This is a genomic window from Halomonas sp. YLGW01 (genome assembly GCF_014840935.1).
Classification (GTDB): Bacteria; Pseudomonadota; Gammaproteobacteria; order Pseudomonadales; family Halomonadaceae; genus Onishia.
This window is the reverse complement of the sequence record NZ_CP062005.1, coordinates 474,026-493,927: the sequence shown is the minus strand read 5'-3', so window position 1 is coordinate 493,927 and position 19,902 is coordinate 474,026. Positions and strand designations below refer to the sequence as shown.

19 protein-coding genes are annotated in these 19,902 nt (G+C 66.7%); 11 read left to right on the top strand and 8 right to left on the bottom strand.

Annotated elements, in window-relative coordinates:
- Positions 1 to 51 precede the first annotated feature (51 nt).
- The 4 genes from IEJ03_RS02360 (at position 52) to IEJ03_RS02345 (ending at position 4,250) form a co-directional block, all read left to right on the top strand.
- On the top strand, positions 52 to 1,500 hold the full coding sequence (locus tag IEJ03_RS02360; protein ID WP_192036130.1) for a TrkH family potassium uptake protein: 1,449 nt from the start codon (positions 52 to 54) through the stop codon (positions 1,498 to 1,500).
- A 98-nt stretch (positions 1,501 to 1,598) separates the two neighbouring features.
- Positions 1,599 to 2,840 (top strand): TraB/GumN family protein, encoded by a 1,242-nt coding sequence (locus IEJ03_RS02355; RefSeq protein WP_192036129.1) that lies wholly within the window; start codon positions 1,599 to 1,601, stop codon positions 2,838 to 2,840.
- Between the two features lie 277 nt (positions 2,841 to 3,117).
- Positions 3,118 to 3,444: a c-type cytochrome gene (locus IEJ03_RS02350; RefSeq protein ID WP_192036128.1), complete on the top strand. Its 327-nt coding sequence runs from the start codon at positions 3,118 to 3,120 to the stop codon at positions 3,442 to 3,444.
- A 578-nt stretch (positions 3,445 to 4,022) separates the two neighbouring features.
- Positions 4,023 to 4,250 carry a hypothetical protein gene (locus IEJ03_RS02345; protein ID WP_192036127.1) on the top strand — a complete coding sequence of 76 codons (228 nt, stop codon included), beginning with the start codon at positions 4,023 to 4,025 and terminating at the stop codon, positions 4,248 to 4,250.
- Between the two features lie 63 nt (positions 4,251 to 4,313).
- On the opposite strand, the gene IEJ03_RS02340 is transcribed toward IEJ03_RS02345, so the two are convergent.
- The 3 genes from IEJ03_RS02340 to IEJ03_RS02330 all read right to left on the bottom strand — a co-directional run bounded on the left by IEJ03_RS02340 (position 4,314) and on the right by IEJ03_RS02330 (position 7,098).
- Complete coding sequence (locus tag IEJ03_RS02340) at positions 4,314 to 5,120, bottom strand: tRNA-uridine aminocarboxypropyltransferase (protein ID WP_192036126.1); 807 nt, start codon at positions 5,118 to 5,120, stop codon at positions 4,314 to 4,316.
- Positions 5,121 to 5,199: 79 nt separating this feature from the next.
- On the bottom strand, positions 5,200 to 6,147 hold the full coding sequence (locus IEJ03_RS02335) for a bile acid:sodium symporter family protein (protein WP_192036125.1): 948 nt from the start codon (positions 6,145 to 6,147) through the stop codon (positions 5,200 to 5,202).
- A 201-nt stretch (positions 6,148 to 6,348) separates the two neighbouring features.
- Positions 6,349 to 7,098: an NAD-dependent deacylase gene (locus tag IEJ03_RS02330; RefSeq protein WP_192036124.1), complete on the bottom strand. Its 750-nt coding sequence runs from the start codon at positions 7,096 to 7,098 to the stop codon at positions 6,349 to 6,351.
- Positions 7,099 to 7,311: 213 nt separating this feature from the next.
- Here IEJ03_RS02330 and IEJ03_RS02325 point away from each other — a divergent pair, with 213 nt between their 5' ends.
- The 3 genes from IEJ03_RS02325 to IEJ03_RS02315 are packed head-to-tail and all read left to right on the top strand — an operon-like array spanning position 7,312 to position 9,210.
- Positions 7,312 to 8,097, top strand: a complete 786-nt coding sequence (locus IEJ03_RS02325; protein WP_192036123.1) for a pseudouridine synthase — start codon at positions 7,312 to 7,314, stop codon at positions 8,095 to 8,097.
- A gap of 17 nt (positions 8,098 to 8,114) precedes the next feature.
- Positions 8,115 to 8,987: a tRNA cyclic N6-threonylcarbamoyladenosine(37) synthase TcdA gene (gene tcdA / locus IEJ03_RS02320; protein WP_192036122.1), complete on the top strand. Its 873-nt coding sequence runs from the start codon at positions 8,115 to 8,117 to the stop codon at positions 8,985 to 8,987.
- Positions 8,974 to 9,210, top strand: coding sequence for a DUF1653 domain-containing protein (locus IEJ03_RS02315; RefSeq protein WP_192036121.1), 237 nt, complete (start codon positions 8,974 to 8,976; stop codon positions 9,208 to 9,210). The genes tcdA and IEJ03_RS02315 overlap by 14 nt, the downstream gene beginning before the upstream one ends.
- A 184-nt stretch (positions 9,211 to 9,394) precedes the next feature.
- Here the strand turns inward: IEJ03_RS02315 and bfr are convergent, their stop codons facing one another.
- From bfr to lptF, 5 genes are all read right to left on the bottom strand, one after another.
- On the bottom strand, positions 9,395 to 9,868 hold the full coding sequence (gene bfr / locus IEJ03_RS02310) for a bacterioferritin (RefSeq protein ID WP_192036120.1): 474 nt from the start codon (positions 9,866 to 9,868) through the stop codon (positions 9,395 to 9,397).
- A gap of 239 nt (positions 9,869 to 10,107) precedes the next feature.
- On the bottom strand, positions 10,108 to 10,308 hold the full coding sequence (locus IEJ03_RS02305) for a (2Fe-2S)-binding protein (protein WP_192036119.1): 201 nt from the start codon (positions 10,306 to 10,308) through the stop codon (positions 10,108 to 10,110).
- A 144-nt stretch (positions 10,309 to 10,452) separates the two neighbouring features.
- Positions 10,453 to 10,896: an RDD family protein gene (locus IEJ03_RS02300; protein ID WP_192036118.1), complete on the bottom strand. Its 444-nt coding sequence runs from the start codon at positions 10,894 to 10,896 to the stop codon at positions 10,453 to 10,455.
- 123 nt (positions 10,897 to 11,019) lie between these two features.
- On the bottom strand, positions 11,020 to 12,084 hold the full coding sequence (gene lptG / locus IEJ03_RS02295) for an LPS export ABC transporter permease LptG (protein ID WP_192036117.1): 1,065 nt from the start codon (positions 12,082 to 12,084) through the stop codon (positions 11,020 to 11,022).
- Positions 12,084 to 13,163, bottom strand: a complete 1,080-nt coding sequence (gene lptF, locus IEJ03_RS02290; protein WP_192036116.1) for an LPS export ABC transporter permease LptF — start codon at positions 13,161 to 13,163, stop codon at positions 12,084 to 12,086. The genes lptG and lptF overlap by 1 nt, the downstream gene beginning before the upstream one ends.
- A 209-nt stretch (positions 13,164 to 13,372) precedes the next feature.
- Between lptF and IEJ03_RS02285 the strand changes: the two genes are divergently transcribed.
- The 4 genes from IEJ03_RS02285 (at position 13,373) to IEJ03_RS02270 (ending at position 19,810) form a co-directional block, all read left to right on the top strand.
- Positions 13,373 to 14,896 (top strand): leucyl aminopeptidase, encoded by a 1,524-nt coding sequence (locus IEJ03_RS02285; protein ID WP_192036115.1) that lies wholly within the window; start codon positions 13,373 to 13,375, stop codon positions 14,894 to 14,896.
- A 141-nt stretch (positions 14,897 to 15,037) separates the two neighbouring features.
- On the top strand, positions 15,038 to 16,138 hold the full coding sequence (locus tag IEJ03_RS02280) for a branched-chain amino acid aminotransferase (RefSeq protein ID WP_192036114.1): 1,101 nt from the start codon (positions 15,038 to 15,040) through the stop codon (positions 16,136 to 16,138).
- Positions 16,139 to 16,301: 163 nt separating this feature from the next.
- Entirely contained in the window at positions 16,302 to 16,760 is a 459-nt protein-coding gene (locus IEJ03_RS02275) for a DNA polymerase III subunit chi (RefSeq protein WP_192036113.1), read from the top strand.
- 200 nt (positions 16,761 to 16,960) lie between these two features.
- Positions 16,961 to 19,810 carry a valine--tRNA ligase gene (locus tag IEJ03_RS02270; protein WP_192036112.1) on the top strand — a complete coding sequence of 950 codons (2,850 nt, stop codon included), beginning with the start codon at positions 16,961 to 16,963 and terminating at the stop codon, positions 19,808 to 19,810.
- The last annotated feature ends 92 nt before the right edge of the window (positions 19,811 to 19,902 follow it).

Here is a 19,902-nt window from a genome sequence, read left to right as displayed (position 1 = left end):
ATTGGCAATGTCATTTCCAATGTCGTTACCACTGACAAGGACGGTCGCGCCATGAGCCTGCGCATGATCCTGCGCATCCTGGGGCTGCTGCTGATGCTGTTCAGCCTGACCCTGCTGCCCCCGATCCTGATCTCGTGGCTATTCGCCGACGGGATGTGGAGCGCCTTCGCCATCGCCATGGGCATCACCGTGGCCACCGGCGCACTGCTCTACTGGCCCAACCGCCGCGCCCGCAAGGAACTGCGCACCCGGGACGGCTTCCTGATCGCGGCGCTGTTCTGGACGGTGCTCGGGCTGTTCGGCGCCCTGCCGCTGATGCTCGACGGCATCCATGCGCTCTCGCTGACCGACGCGGTGTTCGAGTCCTTCTCGGGGCTGACCACCACCGGCGCCACCGTGATCACCGGCATCGACTTCCTGCCGGAGGCGGTTCGCTACTACCGCCAGCAGCTGCAATGGCTCGGCGGCATGGGGATCGTAGTACTGGCGGTGGCCATCCTGCCGACGCTGGGCATCGGTGGCATGCAGCTCTATCGCACCGAGATCCCGGGCCCGCTCAAGGACTCCAAGCTGACGCCGCGCATCACCGAGACCGCCAAGGCCCTGTGGTACATCTATGCCACCCTGACCCTGACCTGTTTCGCCGCCTACTGGCTGGCCGGGATGAACTGGTTCGACGCCCTCGGCCATAGCTTCTCCACCGTGGCGATCGGCGGCTTCTCGACCTATGACGCCAGCATCGGGCACTTCGACAGCGCCACCATCGAGCTGATCTGCATCTTCTTCATGCTGATCTCGGCGATGAGCTACAGCCTGCACTTCGCCGCCTGGCGGGAGAAGCGCCTGAGCCAGTACCTGGACGACCCGGAGGCTCGCTTCCTGCTGCTGTTCCTCTTGGGGCTTACCGTGATCGCGGTGACCTCGCTGTGGCTGACCGGCACCTACAGCGATATCCTCGGGCTGCGTCACGGCCTCTTCGAGGTGGTCTCCATCGCCACCACGGCAGGCTTCGGCGTTGCCGACTTCTCCGCCTGGCCCGGCGCCCTGCCCTTCCTGCTGTTTGTCGCCGCCTTCGTCGGCGGCTGCTCCGGCTCCACCGGCGGCGGCATCAAGGTCATCCGCATCATCTTGATCATGAAGCAGGGGCTGCGCGAGATACTGCGCCTGATCCACCCCAATGCGGTGATCTCGGTGAAGATCGGCAAGGTCAGCGTGCCGGATAGCATCGCCCAGGCAGTGTGGGGCTTCTTCTCGGTCTATGTGCTGCTGTTCTTCCTGATGCTGATCGGCGTGATGGCCACCGGCCTGGACCAGGTCACGGCCTGGTCCGCGGTGGCGGCGACCATCAACAACCTGGGCCCGGGGCTCGGCGACGTGGCCAGCCACTACGGCGACATGCCCGAGGCCGCCAAGTGGATCCTGGTGGTGTCGATGCTGCTCGGCCGCCTGGAGATCTTCACCGTGCTGGTGCTCTTCACCCCGGCCTTCTGGCGCCGCTGAGCGCGGCAGGCTCTGCCCGTCGCCGCCGGGCCCGGCCGTTTGGCCTGACCGTCGGCATCGTGGATAATCGATCCTTCTTCACCCTCTAGCGAGTGTTCATGACCGACTCCCAGGACATCACCGCCCCCGCCGCCCAGGTTCCCGACCAGGCCGCCGGCCAAGGCCCGCGGCGGGTGATCGTGCGCGGCGATACCCGCTACACCCTGCTCGGCACCGCCCACGTCTCCGCCGAGAGCGCCGCCGAGGTCCGCGACCTGATCCGTTCCGGCGACTTCGACGCCGTGGCCATCGAACTGTGCCCGTCGCGCCACCACAGCCTGGTGGAACCGGACGCCCTGGCCAACCAGGACCTGTTCCAGATCTTCCGTCAGGGCAAGGCCGGCATGGTCGCCGCCAGCCTGGCGCTGGGCGCCTTCCAGCAGCGGGTCGCCGAGCAGTCGGGCATCGAGCCCGGCGCCGAGATGCGTGCCGCCCTGGAGGAGACCGACAACGCAAAGCTGCCGCTGCTGCTGATCGACCGGGAAGTGGGGGTGACCCTCAAGCGTATCTACGCCAACGTGCCCTGGTGGCAGCGTTTCGGGCTGTTCTCGGGGCTCTTGGGCAGCGTGATCTCACGCCAGGAGGTCTCTGCCGCCGACATCGAGCGCCTCAAGGAGGGCGATGTCCTGGAGTCCACCTTCAACGAGTTCGCCGAGCAGTCAGAGCGCCTCTATGAACCGCTGATCAGCGAGCGCGACCGCTATATGGCGCTGCGGCTCGAGGAGCAGGCGCCCGGGCGGTATCGCAACGTGCTGGTGATCATCGGCGCCGGCCATCTCAAGGGCATGGCCGAGCACCTGGAAGAGGCACTACCAGCCGACCCCGGCACCGAGCGTGAGAGCCTCGAAGCCACCCCGCCGCGCTCGAGGGTCTGGAAGCTGCTGCCCTGGGCGATCACTGCCCTGGTGCTGACCGGCTTCGCGGTGGGGTTCTCGAAGGACACCGGACTCGGCTGGCAACTGGTCGGCGAATGGTTCCTGATCAACGGCGTGCTCTCCGGGCTGGGGGCCGCCATCGCGCTGGGCCACCCGATCACGGTGATCGCCACCTTCTTTGCCGCCCCGCTGACCTCCCTCAATCCCACCATCGGCGCCGGCTTCGTGGCCGCTGGGGTCGAGCTCGCCATGCGCAAGCCCAAGGTTCGCGACTTCTCGACCCTGCGCCATGACGTCGCCACCCCGAAGGGCTGGTGGAAGAACCGCGTCTCCCGCACCCTGCTGGTGTTCCTGCTCGCCACCATTGGCTCCGCCGCCGGCACCTGGATCGCCGGGCTGCGCATCGCCGGCCAGCTGATGGGCTAACCCAGCCTCGCGTTTCACGACACGAATGCCCCCAGCGGCCAGCCCTATAGCTGGCCGCTGGTGTTTCTCCCTGCCCCTCCTCTTGGACTGAGCCGCTCACACCTTTGACCTAGCGGTGACCGGCCTGCAAAACCCCGAAACCTGTTGATGGTGGGAGTGAAATGGCCGACCTAGGGTTAGCTAAGAGATCGCCTGCATCACAGAAGGCAGGGTTCAGCCCAATGGCCGTCAGGCCAAACATGAAGCATGACAACGCAGCCACCAAGGGAGCGGCAAGATGAAAACCCTCATGGTATCCATGGCACTCAGCTGTCTTTTCCTGATGCCAACCGCGACATCTGCCGACATGCTGGAGCTTGCCAAGGAAAAGCAATGCCTGAGCTGCCACGGCCAGGATGACATGACGCCCCGGGCGCCAGCCTTCAGCAGCATCGCCCAGAAATATTCCGGGGAAATGCATGATTACCTGGTTCAGGTCGTGCTCTCGGGAGGCGAAGAACACTGGGGATCGGCGATCATGCCCGAACCCGGCGTGCGTCCGGAAGTCAGCGAGGAAGAGGCCAGGCAACTGGTCGACTGGATACTGGCCATGCGTAAGGAGTGAAGGCGACCTTACTGGTCCGCTCCTAGAGGTCTACACCCGCCAGACTGTCCATGGAATGCCCCAACCGGCTAATGAGAGGCTGGTCGTTCAAACTGGCATGAGGGGCGCACCGATGCGATCTAGCTGAGACTCATGGCAAGGCTCGATGCCTTGAGGATAGCGTCGGGCCTCTCTTTCACTGCTCCCACCTCTCTCAACTCACCTGCAGGTCGCCAACCGTCACAAAGCCGGAGAATTTTTCCGGCGGTGCCCTACGGCCGCTGTTTGTTGCCCGCCGCTTATAGTGCTACAACTGAACGGTAACTGTGATCATTTGTCGTTATTGATGGATGGTGCGCTCAAGGAATGAGCATGCCATCGACTCTGTCGCCTACTATCCCGATACTTCCTACACGCCCTAACTTGATGGCCTGCCTGATCGAGGCGGGTCATGAATTTGAGCCTGATGTGACGGCGTAAGGGAGGGAGACCCGCCAGCAGGCACGCAGACTGTGCCAGCTGGGGTGTGATCGGGCTCAGGGCTTCTTTTGTTCACCGGCTCTGCCGGCCGCGGACTACCCCAAGGAAAGGGAGATCACATGCAAGCGGTGTTGCTAGGTGCGGGACCCCATGAAAGCCTCATCCTGATGTGCGACTGCGGCGCCCTGGAGGTCACGCGAGCGCCTGACACCTGGAAGCGCTTCACCCCGCTCTACGAGCAGCGGCGTTGCCATTGCCTCAGCTGCGGCAAGACCCAGCCGCTGGGCCTCGCTCCCGGCAGCGAGGGCGTGATCGATGAACTGGTTAAGGCCAGGCAGCACCGCTGACAGGACAATACCCACCGTCGTCGCCATCCGGAGGCACTGAGCCAGAGCCTCTATGTCTCTCGCCTACTCCTTTCGCCGCGCCAGCAGACGCGTCATCGCCGGCGTCGGCGCCTCCAGTCGGCGGTGGCTCCGGCTGGCACCATAGCTGTCGTTGAAGGCATCGAAGTAGTCATCAAGCACGCCGCCGGCATCCTGATCGCCGGCCTGGCGCAGCAGCTCCACGGCCACCTCGGCGGTGCACAGGTGCGCCTTGGACGCAGGCTTGCGCAGCCGGTAGCGAGTCTCCCGCTCTGTCGCCAGCGGTAACACCGGCAGCCGGTCGAGGTAGGGGCTGCGACGGAAGATGCGCCGCGCCTGGCGCCAGGTGCCATCGAGGATGATGAACACCGGTATCCTGGCGCCCGCTCCCGTGGCGGGATCCTTGGCATCATGCACCGCATCCATACCCACCACCCGGTCGGCGTAGTCCGGCTGATCATCGGGAAAGATCACGAAGGGCGCGAAGCGCTCATCCGCGAGCAGTTCGAGCAGCCGCGCGTCCGGCTCGGTGCGATACCAGGTGAAGACCTCGGTACTCGGCAGCACATCGGCGATCAGCCGCCCGGTATTGGTCGGCTTGAGATGCTCGAGCGGATGGGTGATCAACCAGAAGCGTGAAAGGCTCTCCGCCTCGGCCCGATAGGGACACAGGCAGTTCAGCGCCGGCAGGCGGCAGGTCTCGCAGCGGGTCACGGTGCTGCCTCGCGCCTTGAACTCGCGCCGCGGCGGTCGCGGCCGACCGGTCGCGGGGTCGGCGGGAATATCGGCCGCCTCGTCGGCGGAGGAGCCAGGGCCGGCGGGTGCGCCCACCGGCTCGGTGGTGTCATTCATGGCGTAATGAGACTCGGGGTCGTCGCTTGATAGGCCGCGCATTCTATCATGCACGGCCTGGCACGACGGCGCCTTCTCCTCAGCGCAGCGCGGTGGCCGGCGCCTCCTGCTGTTTGGCCGGACGACGCTTCCAGTAGCCGGCCAGGAGCGAGCCGGAGACGTTGTGCCACACCGAGAAAAGCGCGCCCGGCAGCGCCGCGCTTGCCGAGAAGAACTGGCTGGCCAGCGCCACCGCGAGGCCGGAGTTCTGCATCCCGACCTCGATGGCCACGGTGCGGCTGATACGCTCCTCGAAGCCCATCAGCCGCGCCAAGCCGTAGCCGCCGGCCAGGCCGATGCCGTTGTGCAGCACCACCGCCAGCGCCACCAGCGGCCCGAGCGTCAGCAGCCGTTCGGCGTTGAGGCCCACCACGATGGCGATGATCAGCACGATGGCCGCCATGGCCAGCGTCGCCAGCAGCGGCTCGACGCGGCGCACCCGCTCGCCGAGCAGATGGTGCACCACTACACCCAAGGCGATCGGCGCGATCACCAGCTGGGCGATGCTCAAAAACATCCCGGCCACCGGCACGGCGATGCTCTCGCCGACCAGGAGCCAGGTCAGCAGCGGCGTGGCAGCCACCGAGACCAGCGTGGAGACCAGCGTCATCGACACCGACAGCGCCACGTGGCCGCCGGCCAGCCAGGCCATGACGTTGGAGGCGGTGCCGCCGGCGGTGGCGCCGACCAGCACCATGCCGACGGTCAGCGCCGGGTCAAGACCCAGCAGCCTCGAGACGGCCAGCGCCGCCAGCGGCATCAGGGTGAACTGCAGCACGATGCCCACCGCCACCGGCTTGGGGGCTCGCAGCACGCCGAGAAAATCCTGACGCGACAGGGTCAGGCCCATGGCGAACATGATCAGCGCGAGCAGCAGCTTGATCTGACCCGCCAGGCCGGTGAACCAGGTGGGCTGCCAGGCGGCGGCGAGGGCGAAGAGGATCGCCCACACGGGGAAGAGGCGATTGAGGCGTTCGAAGACGTGCATGAGGTGTCCTTGGCGTTGCGTCATGAAAAGTGGCCAAGCCGGAGCCTGACCGTCAGGCCGTTGAGACGGCTCTTGATTTCCGCCCGGTGAGATCAACATCGAGCGGGTCGACTATCATGCCGTATGCGCACTAACGAATGAAGGCGCTTATGCCTTTCCTTCCTCACCTGCCATCGCCTGTCTATGCCTGATCGTCGCGCGTTAGGTCTCGAGCAGGGCGGCAGAGAAGGGCTCGGGCAGCGCCAGCCGGCCGCTGGCCAGCCAGTGCCTCACTAGCTGCGGTACGCCCTGCCCCGCCGGCAGGGCGAGCCGCGCGACCCCGGGCGGCGCCAGGGCATCCGCCTCGGGGTCGACCAGCACCGCCTCGGCGTCCAGGGGCACCTGATCGAGGAGCAGGGCCGCCGGCATCACGGCAAGGGAAGTGCCCACCACCAACAACATGTCCGCCTCGGCGACCAGGTCGCAGGCCTCGGCGTAGCGCGGCACCGCCTCGCCGAACCAGACCACGTCCGGGCGCAGCTGGCTGCCCTTGTCACAGACATCGCCCAGGCGAATGCCGCCCTCGCGCAGCGGGTAGCGTAGCCGCTCGTCCACCGAGGAGCGGGCCATCAGGATCTCGCCATGCAGGTGCAGGACGTCACGGGAGCCGGCCCGCTCGTGCAAGTCATCGATGTTCTGGGTGACGATACTGACCCGAAACCCCGCCCCTTCCAGCTCGGCCAGCGCCCGGTGGGCGGCGTTGGGCATGGCGCCACGCACCTGCTCCCGGCGCTCGTCGTAGAAGCGCAGCACCCGGGCCGGGTCGCGGGCGAAGCCCTCCGGGGTGGCCACCGCCTCGATGGGATGCTCCTCCCAGAGGCCATCGCTTGCACGAAAGGTGCGAATGCCGCTCTCGGCGCTGATGCCGGCGCCAGTCAGCACCACCAGGTGTGGACGGGAAGTGTCGCGCATGGTCGTCTCGTCTTTGCTGAAAACGTATCGGGGAACTTGCCGCCAGCTTGCCATAATCCCCGCGGGCAACGCAGAGGGGGGCGCCGGAAAACGCCCAACAGGCGCCCCACGCCATCGACACGGCCAGCGGCCTGCGGGGATGTCCCGCCGGGGCGGATGACATCCCCGCGCCGAGCGGCGACAATGAACCCCCTTTTCAGCCGCAGTCGTTTCATGTCCGCACCGCTTCCCATCCTCTATCAGGACGATACCCTGGTCGTGATCGCCAAGCCCTCGGGGCTGCTGGTGCATCGCACGGCGCTTGCCCGTGGCGAGACCCGCTTCGCGCTGCAGCTGCTGCGCGACCAGCTGGGGCGCCACGTCTATCCGGTACATCGCCTGGACCGGCCGACCTCCGGGGTGCTGGTCTTCGCGCTGTCATCCCAGATCGCCCGCACCCTCGGCGAGGCCTTCGCCGAGCAACGGGTCAGCAAGCGCTACCTGGCGGTGGTGCGCGGCCAGGGCCCCGAGGCCGAGCGCCTCGACTACGCCCTGCGCGAGGAAGATGGCCGCCGGCCGAAGGCCGAGATGCCGGCGATGGCGGCGGCCACCGAGGTGCGGCGCCTGGATAGCGTCGAGCTGCCGGTGCGGGTCGACCGTTACCCCAGCAGCCGCTACTCGCTGATGGAGGCAAGGCCGCTGACCGGGCGCCGCCACCAGATCCGCCGCCACCTGTCGCGGCGCGGCTACCCGATCATCGGCGATGCCAGGCACGGCAAGGGCAACCACAACCGCTTCTTCAGCGAGAACCTGGACACGTCCCGGCTCTTGCTGGCGGCGGTGGAGCTGGGCTTCGATCACCCGGTGAGCGGCGAACGCCTGATCGTGAATGCCGGCCTCGAGGAGGACATGACACAGCTGTTCGACCGCTTCGGCTGGAACGCCCATCTGCCGCGCGCCGGCTACCGCCTCGAAGAGGCCACGACCGAACCGTCCACGACCGACCCGTCCACGATCTAAGCCACGATGTCGAGCCCATGACCGATACCGACCCGTCCCTTCCTGATGCCGACTACGACTTCCGCTTCGGTGGCATCCGGCGCCTCTACGGCCAGCGCGCCGCCGCCCACTTTCGCCTCGCCCATGTGGTGGTGGTGGGCGTCGGCGGCGTGGGCAGCTGGACGGTGGAGGCCCTGGCCCGGGCCGGCATCGGCAAGCTGACCCTGATCGATCTCGACGATGTCTGCGTGTCCAACGTCAACCGCCAGCTGCATGCCCTGGACGGCACCATCGGCCGACCCAAGGTCGAGGTGCTGGCCGAGCGCTGCCGGGCGATCTCGCCAGGCATCGAGGTGATCGCCGACAGCGCCTTCGTCACCCCCACCAACCTGGCCGAGCGGATTCCCGCCGATGCCGATCATGTGGTCGATGCCATCGACAGCGTGATCGCCAAGGCGGCGCTGATCGCCTGGTGCAAGCGACGCAAGCTCGGTCTGACCGTGACCGGCGCCGCCGGCGGCCAGCTCGACCCGACCCGCATCCGCATCGCCGACCTGACCCGCACCGAGCATGATCCTTTGCTTGCCAAGGTGCGCGCCCGACTGCGCCGCGATTACGGGTTCTCCCGTAATCCCAAGCGCCGTTTCAGCGTCGAATGCGTGTATTCCGACGAACAGCTGGTCTATCCCGGCGCCGACGGCGAGGTCTGTCATACCAAGCCAAGTGACGGCGAGAGCACCCGCCTGGACTGCGCCAGCGGCTTTGGCGCCGCCACCTTCGTCACCGGCGCCTTCGGCTTCGCCGCCGCCGCCCGGGTGATGGAACGCCTGGCGCGCAAGGCCGCCCGCGCCCAGGCCGATGCCCGCCCCCCGACTACCGCCGCTCAGGAGCCTTCCGATGATCGCGCATGATACTCCCCGCCCGGTGCCGGGCATCTATGTCCATTACAAGGGCGCCCGCTACGAGGTGATGGGCGTGGCACAGCACAGCGAGACCGAGGAGGCCCTGGTGGTCTACCGCGCCCTCTACGGCGACTACGGCCTCTGGGTCAGGCCGCTTTCCATGTTCTGCGAGAACGTGGAGGTGCAGGGCGAGCCGGTGCCCCGCTTCGCCCTGGAGAAGGCCTTCGACTGAAGACGGCCCGTACAACAGCCCGACACGCAGAAGGCGCCCCTTAGGGCGCCTTCTGTGGTTATGCGGAGATTATGTGGAGGTCATGCGGCAACTTGCACGGCCGGTCATGCAGCCGCTCATGCAGCCGATGGCTGGCGCGTGCCTCATGAACCTCGAGCCTCGCGTCAGCCATCGCGCCCTGTCTTCAGGGCGTCTGCATCTGCTTCTGCAGGTAATTCTGAATGCCCACCGCATCGATCAGGCCAAGCTCGGTCTCGAGGTGATCGATATGCTCCTCCTCGTCGTCGAGGATCTTCTGGAACAGGTCACGACTGGTGTAGTCGCGGACCTGCTCGCAGTGAGCGATGGCGTCTTTGAGGTCGGCATGCGCCTTGTGCTCGAGCTTGAGATCGCACTCGAGCATCTCGCGGGTGTTTTCGCCGATCAGCAGCTTGCCGTAGTCCTGCAGGTTGGGCAGGCCCTCGAGGAAGAGGATGCGCTCGATCAGGGTATCGGCGTGCTTCATCTCCTCGATGGATTCCTCGTACTCCCACTTGCCCAGCGCCGCCAGGCCCCAGTCCTGATACATCTTGGCATGCAGGTAGTACTGGTTGATGGCCACCAGCTCATTGCCGAGCACGGTATTGAGGTACTGGATGACCTTGGCATCGCCTTTCATGAGGACGTCTCCCGAAACCGGGTCCGCCGGGGCGGACGCGAAACAATAGGGACAGTGGAGGCTGCCCCGCGATGCTCGAAGTATCCCCCAGCATCTTAAGAAAGTCGAATCAGGACAGGATGTTAAAGGGAAATGACTGCCAACTGAGAAGAGCACCCAGCGGCGAGAAGGCGCGTCCTGGGGCGGCGTGCGATGGCACACAGGGGGCGAGGCACACAGAGACGCCGACGGCACCCCGCTTAAACGGCGTAGGCCAGATCGGCGGTCATCATTTCCTCGGCGATCGCCTCGCGGGTGAGGGTCTTGGCCATGCAGGCGCACTTGCCGCACTGGGTCGCGCACTCGGTGCGCTCGCGCACCTCGCGCCAGCTGCGGGCACCGTCGCTGACGGCTTCCCGGATCGCGCGGTCGGACACGCCCTTGCACAGACATACGTACATACATCACCTCGCTATCGCCGATGTGATGAATGTAAATGATTCGCATAGAGACTTGCAAGGCCATGGCGGCGATTGTCGCCGAGCGCTCGCCTGCCGCCGACGGTGTGTCGTGCCACCAAGCGCGTTTCAGGTCCGGCGCCAGGCCTATCTGTCCGGCTTGGGCAGCACCACCACCCGGGAATGCGAGGCGATATCCGACCAGCCACGCCGCTCGCCGTCGAAGAGGATCCACCAGTAGCCAAGGCCCAGGGCCGCGAAGGAGAGCCCAGCCACGAGGAAGCGCATCAGGCACTGGGGCAGGCTCAGGGCCTGACCGTCAGGCGTCTGAACCCGCAGCCGCCAGGCCTGCATGCCCAGCGTCATGCCGCCGCGCATCCAGAAGAAGGCGAAGAAGGCGAAGGTGGCGACGAACAGCAGGCTATGGAACAGCGGCGAGGTGTTGGCCTCGCCGCCGTTCATGGCCACGGCCACGAAGCCCAGCAGCATCCAGATCGCCATCAGGATCAGGCCGTCGTAGATCATCGCACCGAGCCGGCGGCCGAGGCCCGCGGGCCAGGTCTGATCGAGATCGGAAAAGCGCTTGCGCATCGAAACTCCTGATTGGCGGATGACGGATCACGCGACCGGCAGGCCTGGCGTTGGCCCTGGACAAGGACGGGTGTTAACGCCTTCGACCACGAGCAAAGCGTCGCGCTCCGCTCGATGGCTCAGTCAGCCACTGCGCCTCAACAGGTAGAGGCCCAGCAACGTACACAGAAGCGTCGGCCCCAGCACCGCCCAGACCGGCGAGAAGCCGAAGACCGTCGAGGCCGGCGCCAGCAGGTCCTGCAGGTACTTGAAGGAGAGCCCGGTGATCACCCCGTAGAAGACGCGGGTACCCGCGGCCACGCTGCGCAGCGGGCCGAACACGAAGGAAGCCGCGATCAGCACCAGCGAGCCCAGCGTCAGCGGCAGCATCAGCTTCTGCCAGAAATACAACAGCGGCTCGGTGGCCTGCTGGCCCTGGCGCTCGAGATAGCGAGCATAGGCCCACAACTCACTGGGCGCCTGGCTGTCGACGTCGCGCAGCAGCCGGTTGAGCTGATCCGGGGTCAGGTCGGTCTCCCAGGCCAGGCGATCATGGTGTTCGACCTCGGTGCGCTCGGCGAAGAAGCGGGTGACGTCCACGTTGCGCAGCACCCAGTGATCGGTTTCCCAGACCGCCTGGCTGGCATGCAGCGCCGCGATCAGCTCCCGGTCCTCGAAGCGGTAGCGGGTCAGGTCGAGCACGGTGTCGTCGGCGCGGATGGCGCCGAAGCGATAGACGCTGTCGCCCTCGCGCTGCCAGCCGCCCCGCTCGGTGACCAGGGCGCCCTCGCCCTGCATCTGTTCAAGGCGCCAGGCGTTGGCGAACTGCTCGGTGCGGGGACTGACGAACTCGGCGATCACCAGCAGGATCATCACGATCAGGATCACCGGCTTCATCACCCCCCACAGGATGCGGGTCAGGGAACGCCCGGCGGCGCGCATCACGGTCAGCTCGTTGCTGGTGGCCATGCTGCCGAGCCCGATCAGCGAGCCGATCAGCACCCCCACCGGGGCATACTGATAGAAGCGGAACGGCAGGCGCATGATCAGGTACAGCAGCACGTCGAAGGCACCGTAGCCGCCCTCGACATCGCCCAGATCGTTGATGTAGGTGATCACCAGGTCGAGGCCCAGCAGCACCACCTGCACCACCAGGATCGCCGCCAGCACGTTGCGGGCGATGTAGCGGTCGAGACGATCGAGCAGCATCAGTTCACCCCCGCCAGACGCGAGCGACGCAGCAGCCACAGGCCGATCAGCAGGAAGGCCAGATGGATCGGCCACATGCCCACAGCCATCGGCAGGCTGCCCTGGGCGATGGCGTCCTGGGCGGTCAGCAACAGGCTCAGGTAGGCGATATGCAGAAAGATCGCCGGCAGCAGCTTGCCGAAGCGGCCCTGGCGCGGATTGACCTTCGACAGCGGCTGGGCGATCAGGGTCAGTACCAGCACCATCAGCGGCATCGACAACCGCCACTGCAGCTGTGCCATGGCCGGTGCCGTGCCCAGGGCCAGCAGCTCGGGCGTGCTGGCGAGTTCCGGGTCGTCATCGGCGCGGGCCGCCCGGTCCGATGCCAGGCGCACCGCGTAGGTCTCGAAGGCCAGCCGTTCGGCCACCGGGTTGCCGGGATCGACGCTGTAGCGCAGGCCGTCGCTGAGCACCAGGAAGCGGCTGTCGGTCTCCTCGTCGCGGGCCTGGTAGCCTTCGGCGGCCCGGGTCACCACGTTGCCGGGGGTGCCGTCGCTGCGGCGCTGTCGCTCGCTGATGAACACCTCCTGCATGCGGGTCTGATCCTCGTTGAAGGCCTCGGTATAGGCGGTACGGCCATTGCCAAAGTCCTGGAAGCGCCCCGGGGCCAGGGCACTGAAGTCGAGCCGGCTCTTCTGCTCCTCGATCAGCGTCTCGTTGTGATCGGCGCCCGCAGGCGTCAGCCACAGGCTGCACACGCCCACCATCACCGCCACCAGGGCGGCCGGCAGCAGGCTGACCTGCAACAGCCGGTTGGGGCTCATGCCACAGGCCACCAGCACGGTGATCTCGCTGTTCAGGTAGAGCTGCCCGTAGGCCAGCAGGATGCCGAGGAAGAAGGCCAGCGGCAGGATCAGCTCGAGGAAACCCGGCAGGTGATAGAGCATCAGGGTGCCGAGGATGCTTGCTGGAATCTCGCCGTCGGCGGCATTGGTGAAGTAGCGAATGAAGCGACTGCCCATGATCACCAGCAGCAACACCCCGGCCACCGCGGCCATGGTCTGCAGGATCTCGCGGGTCAGGTAACGAAAAATGATCAAGACGGTCTCCCGTGTCTTCCGGCAGGCCGCCTCGGCTGGCGACGCTTGCCCTGTGCTGTCGCCGGCCTCCCGCCCGGCGGGCCCGGGTATCCCATACCGCGCCCCATGCAATGCGCCAGCGCTTTGCGTACACTGGGACGTCGGCCACGGCGCACCCGGCCGTGCCGGCATTATCCAGAATCCCCCTTCGCTTGTCTTGTGGAGACGCCATGGAATTCCCTGTTCAGACGGCCAACCCGGCCAAGGCCGAAACGGCCTGCATCGCCCTTCCGGTGTTCAAGGACGGCGACCTGCTCCCGGCGGCCGCCAAGCTCAACGATGCCAGCGAGCGCCTGATCGGCCAGCTGATCGAGCGCGGCGACTTCAGCGCCGATCTCGGCCGCGTGCAGATGATTCCCTTCGCTCCCGGCCTCAATGCCGATAGGCTGCTCTTGGTGGGCCTCGGTGAGCGCGACAAGTGCAACGAAGGCAGCTTCCGCAAGGCGCTGGACGCCACCTTCGCGGCGCTGGCCGACCTGCCGGCCAGCGAGGCCAGCGTGGCCCTGACCGACGTGCCGGTGCCGGATCGTGACACCCAGTGGAAGGCGCGCATGATCAGCGAGGCCGCCAGCCGCAGCGTCTACCGCTTCACCGAGTTCAAGTCCGAGCCCGCCCCGGCCCCGCGCCTGGAGCAGGTGACCCTGCTGGTCAGCGAAAGCGACGACGCGGCCAAGGCCAAGGAAGGCGCCCGCATCGGCGCCGCCGTCGGCGAGGGCATGAACTACACCCGTACCCTCGGCAACCTGCCGGCCAACGTCTGCACGCCGCGCTATCTCGCCGAGCAGGCCGAGCAGCTGGCGGCAGGCTCCGATGGCGCGCTTGCCACCGAGATCCTCGACGAGGAGGCCCTGGAGGCGCTGGGCGCCCACTCGCTGCTCTCCGTGGGCCGTGGCAGCGAGGAGCCCTCGCGGCTGATCGTGATGAAATACCAGGGCGCCGATGACCCGGACGAGGCACCCCATGTGCTGATCGGCAAGGGCATCACCTTCGATACCGGCGGCATCTCGCTGAAGCCCGGTGCGGGCATGGACGAGATGAAGTTCGACATGTGCGGCGCGGCCAGCGTGTTCGGCACCGTCAAGTCGACGCTTGCCATCAAGCCCAAGATCAACCTGGTGGCGATCGTCGCCGCCGCCGAGAACATGCCCGATGGCCGCGCCACCAAGCCTGGCGACATCATCAAGACCCTCAAGGGGCTGACCGTCGAGGTGCTCAACACCGACGCCGAGGGCCGCCTGGTGCTGTGCGACGCGCTGACCTACGCCGAGCGCTTCGAGCCGGCCAGCGTGCTCGACATCGCCACCCTCACCGGGGCCGTCATCATCGGGCTTGGCCACCATGCCACCGGCCTGTTGTCCAACGACGATGACCTGGCGCTGGACGTGCTGGACGCCGGCGAGACCGCCTGGGACCGCGCCTGGCACCTGCCGCTGTGGGACGAGTACCAGGAGCAGCTCGACTCCAACTTCGCCGACCTGGCCAACATCGGCGGGCGTCCGGCGGGCACCATCACCGCCGCCTGCTTCCTGTCGCGCTTCGCGGACAAGTTCCCCTGGGCGCACCTGGACATCGCCGGCACCGCCTGGGAGTCCGGCAAGCAGAAAGGCGCCAGCGGCCGCCCGGTGGGTCTGCTGACCCAGTACCTGCTCGACCGCGAGACCGAACTGGCCGAGGCCGTCGCCGGCGGCGAGTGAGGCTTCGCATCGCCCAAGCGGCGTGCTAGCGTTTAGGCATCGCGGGCCGGGACCTCCCGGCCCGCTGTCTTATGTGATGGAACCCCGTTCCTCGAACACGATCAGGCCCCGCGTGCCTACTGCTGCTATGGAGACCCTCCTGTGACCCCTTCAGGCTTCGACGTTCGGCCGACCGCCCACCCCACGGCTCCCCAGATCCGCGACACCATTCTCGAGAGCCCCGGGTTCGGTCAGTACTTCTCCGATCACATGGCGCACGTGCGCTGGACCGAAGACGCCGGCTGGCATGGCCAGGAGGTACGTCCCTACGGCCCCCTGACCCTCGATCCGGCCGCCGCCGTGCTGCACTACGCCCAGGAAATCTTCGAAGGCATCAAGGCCTACCGCCATGCCGACGGCTCGGTATGGACCTTCCGCCCGGAGAAGAACGCCGAGCGCTTCCGTCGCAGCGCTCGTCGCCTGGCGCTGCCGGAGCTCGACGACGAGACCTTCATCGGCTCGCTGAAGGCCCTGCTCGCGCTGGACAGCGACTGGGTGCCGACGCCGGCCCACGAGGGTGAGGAGTCGAGCCTCTACCTGCGCCCCTTCATGATCGCCAGCGAGAGCTTCCTCGGCGTGCGGCCCTCCAAGGAGGTCGATTACTACGTGATCGCCTCCCCCGCCGCCGCCTACTTCAAGGGCGGCGTGGCACCGGTGTCGATCTGGCTGTCCTCCCACTACAAGCGCGCCGCCCCCGGCGGCACCGGCTTCGCCAAGTGCGGCGGCAACTACGCCGCCTCGCTGGCCGCCCAGAAGGAGGCCGCGGACAACCACTGCAGCCAGGTCGCCTTCCTCGACGCCATCGAAAACAAGTGGATCGAAGAGCTCGGCGGCATGAACCTGTTCTTCGTCTACAAGGACGGCCGCATCGTCACTCCGCGTCTCACCGACACCATCCTCGAGGGCGTGACTCGCGGCTCCATCCTCGAGATGGCCGCCGACGAGGGCCTGACCCCGGAAGAGCGCGCCATCAGCATCGACGAGTGGCGCGAGGGCGCGGCCTCCGGCGAGATCACCGAGGTCTTCGCCTGCGGCACCGCCGCGGTGATCACCCCGGTGGGCGAGCTGGTCACCGAGGACGGCCCCATCCGCCTGGCCGGCGACAACGGTAACCCGGTCGCCAAGCGCCTGCGCAGTCAGCTGCTCGACCTGCAGTACGGTCGTCGCGAGGATACGCGCGGCTGGATGACCCGCCTGGCCTGATCACTTCCTTCCAGGCCCAGGCAATGATGCGCCGGTGGCAAGACGAAGCGAGGGTCCTTTGCCATGGATGGCAAAGGTAGCGTCCAGGGATGGATTCACCGCGCCATCGCGAAGGCTTGCCACCGGACGCACTCATGTCGCCGACAGGCCGGCCCGAGATCCCATGACCCAGATCGATTTCTATATTCTCCCCGACACCACCCTCGACGCCCGGCTCGGCTTCGCCTGCCGGCTCGCCGAGACCATCCATCGCAAGGGCTTCCGGCTGCACCTGCACGCCGAAGACGAGGCCATGGCCACACTCATCGACGAGCGGCTGTGGACCTTCAAGCCCGAGAGCTATTTGCCCCATGCGGTGATCGGCAGCGAGATGGCGGCCACGGTACCGGTGACCATCGGCTGGCAGGGTCCACCGGACCCGGCCCGGGAGATGGACCCCGACATGGCGATGCTCAACCTGCACCCGGAGATCCCCGAGTGGTTCTCGCGTTTCTCCCGGGTCGCCGAGATCATCAACCAGCATCAGGACGTGCTCACCGCCAAGCGCGAGTGCTGGCGCACCTACAAGCAGCGCGGCTACCCGGTCACCCCCCATCACCTGCCCGCCCAGCACGACCGATAGCGCCCACTGACGACGCCTCGGCCGCCGTCACTCCGGTCGACCTTCCCCAGCCATCGGAGCACCGGACCACCGGCCGACGGTCATGACGCGACGGCCCCGGCAGGCTATAATCGGGCCCATTTTTCGCGCTTTCCACGCCGATCGAGCGCGGTCCGGCGTCGCTCCTCATTCAGGCAGCACTTCTTCAGGCAGAGTTTGCAATGGACAAGACCTACCAACCCGAACAGATCGAAACCCGCTGGTACGAGCGCTGGGAAGCCGACAACCGCTTCGCTCCCAGCGGTGAGGGCCAGCCCTTCTCGATCATGATTCCGCCGCCCAACGTGACCGGCAGCCTGCACATGGGCCACGCCTTCCAGGACACCATCATGGATACCCTGACGCGCTGGAAGCGGATGCAGGGCAACAACACCCTGTGGCAGGTAGGCACCGACCACGCCGGCATCGCCACCCAAATGCTGGTGGAACGCAAGCTCGCCGCCGAGACCGGCCAGACCCGTCACGACCTGGGCCGCGAGGACTTCACCGACAAGATCTGGGAGTGGAAGCAGGAATCCGGCGGCCACATTACTCGCCAGCTGCGCCGCATGGGCGCCAGCGTCGACTGGAGCCGCGAGCGCTTCACCATGGACGACGGCTTCTATCAGGCGGTGCAGGAAGTCTTCGTACGGCTCTATGAAGAGAACCTGATCTATCGCGGCAAGCGCCTGGTCAACTGGGACCCGACCCTGCACACGGCGATCTCCGATCTCGAGGTCGAGAACAAGGAGCAGCAGGGCCAGTTCTGGCACTTCCGTTACCCGCTCGCCGATGGCATAACCACCGACGAGGGTAAGGATCACCTGATCGTTGCTACCACCCGCCCCGAAACCCTCCTCGGCGACACCGGTGTGGCGGTCAACCCCAAGGATCCGCGCTTTGCCTCGCTGATCGGCAAGTTCATCGAACTGCCGCTGGTGGGCCGTCGCATCCCGATTGTGGCCGACGAGCATGCCGACATGGACAAGGGCTCGGGCTGCGTGAAGATCACCCCGGCTCACGACTTCAACGACTACGAGGTCGGCAAGCGCCAGGGGCATCTGCTGATCAACGTGATGACGCAGGACGCCAAGATCCGCGATCGCGCCGAGATCTTCGACCTGCAAGGCCGTCCGCAGCCGGACGAGGACGCTAGCCTGCCGGCCGCCTATGCCGGGCTCGACCGCTTCGCGGCCCGCGAGGCGCTGGTCGCCGACATGGACGCGGCCGGCCTGCTCGAGAAGGTCGAGGCCGTCACCAACACCCTGCCCTACGGTGATCGCTCGGGCGATGTCATCGAGCCGCTGCTCACCGATCAGTGGTTCGTCGCCGTCGAGGAGCTGGCCAAGCCGGCCATCGCCGCGGTCGAGAACGGCGACATCGAGTTCGTGCCCAAGAACTACGAGAACATGTACTTCGCCTGGATGCGCGACCTGCAGGACTGGTGCATCTCCCGCCAGCTGTGGTGGGGTCACCGCATTCCGGCCTGGTACGACGCCGAAGGCCGCGTCTACGTCGGTCGCACCGAGGCCGAGGTCCGCGAGAAGCATGGCCTTTCCGCCGACGTCGCCCTTCATCAGGACGAGGACGTACTGGACACCTGGTTCAGCTCAGGGCTGTGGACCTTCGGCACCCTCGGCTGGCCCGAGCAGACCCCGGAACTGGCCACCTTCCACCCGTCGAGTGTCTTGGTCACCGGCTTCGACATCATCTTCTTCTGGGTCGCCCGGATGATCATGATGACGCTCAAGTTCACCGATGAGGTGCCCTTCAAGAAGGTCTACGTCCACGGCCTGGTACGCGACGCCCAAGGCCAGAAGATGTCCAAGTCCAAGGGCAACGTGCTGGATCCCATCGACCTGATCGACGGCATCAGCCTCGACGACCTGGTCGAGAAGCGCACCGGCAACATGATGCAGCCGCAGAAGGCCAAGGCGATCGCCAAGGCCACCCGCGCCGAATTCAGCGAGGGCATCGAGCCCCACGGCACCGATGCGCTGCGCTTCACCTTCCTGTCCCAGGCCACCACAGGGCGCGACATCAAGTTCGACATGGGCCGCCTGGACGGCTACCGCAACTTCTGCAACAAGCTGTGGAACGCCTCGCGCTACGTGCTGATGAACGCCGAGGATCAGGACACGGGGCTCGCCCCTCAGGCCGAGATCGAGCTGTCGCTGGCCGACCGCTTCATCATCTCGCGCCTGCAGCAGACCGAGGCTCAGGTCACCAAGGCGCTGGAGGAATTCCGCTTCGACCACGCCTCCCAGGCGCTCTACGACTTCGTGTGGAACGAGTACTGCGACTGGTACCTGGAACTCTCCAAGCCGGTGCTGTGGGACGAGGCCGCCAGTGAGGCCGCCCTGCGCGGTACCCGCCGCACCCTGGTGCGGGTGCTCGAGGCCATCCTGCGCCTGGCGCACCCGATGATGCCCTACATCTCCGAGGAGATCTGGCAAAGAGTGGCCCCGCTGGCTGGCATCGACACCGCGGCCTCGCCCTCGATCATGACGCAGCCCTGGCCTGAGGCCGAGCAGGCGAAGATCGACGAGCAGGCGACCCGCGACATCGAGTGGCTGAAGGGCGTGATCGTCGCGGTGCGCAACATCCGCGCCGAGATGAACATCGCGCCGGGCAAGGCCCTCGAGGTGCTGCTGACCAAGGGCGACGCCGGCGATCGGGAGCGCCTGGAGGCCAACCGCCTGTTCCTTGCGAAGCTCGCCAAGCTTGAGAGCGTGACCTGGCTCGACGACCCGGCCGCCGCCCCGCTCTGCGCCACCCAGCTGGTCGGCGAGATGGAAGTGCTGGTGCCGATGGCCGACCTGATCGACAAGGACGTGGAACTTACGCGCCTTGCCAAGGAGATCGAGAAGCAGGACAAGCTGATCATGGGGACCGAGAAGAAGCTGTCCAACGAGAGCTTCACCGCCAAGGCCCCGGAGGCCGTGGTGCAGAAGGAGCGCGACAAGCTGGCCGACTTCAAGGCCGCCCGCACCCTGCTCGCCGAGCAGCGCGACAAGATCGCCGCGCTTTGAGCGCTTGATGCCACCCGGGGCCGTGGCGAACAAACGGCCCCGGTGCCGGCCGAAAAGCCCTCGGCGCCGCGGCTGAGCTAGCGGCCCCGGCA

Excerpts from the sequence above, each read along its gene's own strand:
- IEJ03_RS02360 (WP_192036130.1), top strand. The coding sequence starts at position 52 with ATGAGCCTGCGCATGATCCTGCGCATCCTGGGGCTGCTGCTGATGCTG.
- IEJ03_RS02355 (WP_192036129.1), top strand. The coding sequence starts at position 1,599 with ATGACCGACTCCCAGGACATCACCGCCCCCGCCGCCCAGGTTCCCGAC.
- IEJ03_RS02350 (WP_192036128.1), top strand. The coding sequence starts at position 3,118 with ATGAAAACCCTCATGGTATCCATGGCACTCAGCTGTCTTTTCCTGATG.
- IEJ03_RS02345 (WP_192036127.1), top strand. The coding sequence starts at position 4,023 with ATGCAAGCGGTGTTGCTAGGTGCGGGACCCCATGAAAGCCTCATCCTG.
- IEJ03_RS02340 (WP_192036126.1), bottom strand. The coding sequence starts at position 5,120 with ATGAATGACACCACCGAGCCGGTGGGCGCACCCGCCGGCCCTGGCTCC.
- IEJ03_RS02335 (WP_192036125.1), bottom strand. The coding sequence starts at position 6,147 with ATGCACGTCTTCGAACGCCTCAATCGCCTCTTCCCCGTGTGGGCGATC.
- IEJ03_RS02330 (WP_192036124.1), bottom strand. The coding sequence starts at position 7,098 with ATGCGCGACACTTCCCGTCCACACCTGGTGGTGCTGACTGGCGCCGGC.
- IEJ03_RS02325 (WP_192036123.1), top strand. The coding sequence starts at position 7,312 with ATGTCCGCACCGCTTCCCATCCTCTATCAGGACGATACCCTGGTCGTG.
- tcdA (WP_192036122.1), top strand. The coding sequence starts at position 8,115 with ATGACCGATACCGACCCGTCCCTTCCTGATGCCGACTACGACTTCCGC.
- IEJ03_RS02315 (WP_192036121.1), top strand. The coding sequence starts at position 8,974 with ATGATCGCGCATGATACTCCCCGCCCGGTGCCGGGCATCTATGTCCAT.
- bfr (WP_192036120.1), bottom strand. The coding sequence starts at position 9,868 with ATGAAAGGCGATGCCAAGGTCATCCAGTACCTCAATACCGTGCTCGGC.
- IEJ03_RS02305 (WP_192036119.1), bottom strand. The coding sequence starts at position 10,308 with ATGTACGTATGTCTGTGCAAGGGCGTGTCCGACCGCGCGATCCGGGAA.
- IEJ03_RS02300 (WP_192036118.1), bottom strand. The coding sequence starts at position 10,896 with ATGCGCAAGCGCTTTTCCGATCTCGATCAGACCTGGCCCGCGGGCCTC.
- lptG (WP_192036117.1), bottom strand. The coding sequence starts at position 12,084 with ATGCTGCTCGATCGTCTCGACCGCTACATCGCCCGCAACGTGCTGGCG.
- IEJ03_RS02285 (WP_192036115.1), top strand. The coding sequence starts at position 13,373 with ATGGAATTCCCTGTTCAGACGGCCAACCCGGCCAAGGCCGAAACGGCC.
- IEJ03_RS02275 (WP_192036113.1), top strand. The coding sequence starts at position 16,302 with ATGACCCAGATCGATTTCTATATTCTCCCCGACACCACCCTCGACGCC.
- IEJ03_RS02270 (WP_192036112.1), top strand. The coding sequence starts at position 16,961 with ATGGACAAGACCTACCAACCCGAACAGATCGAAACCCGCTGGTACGAG.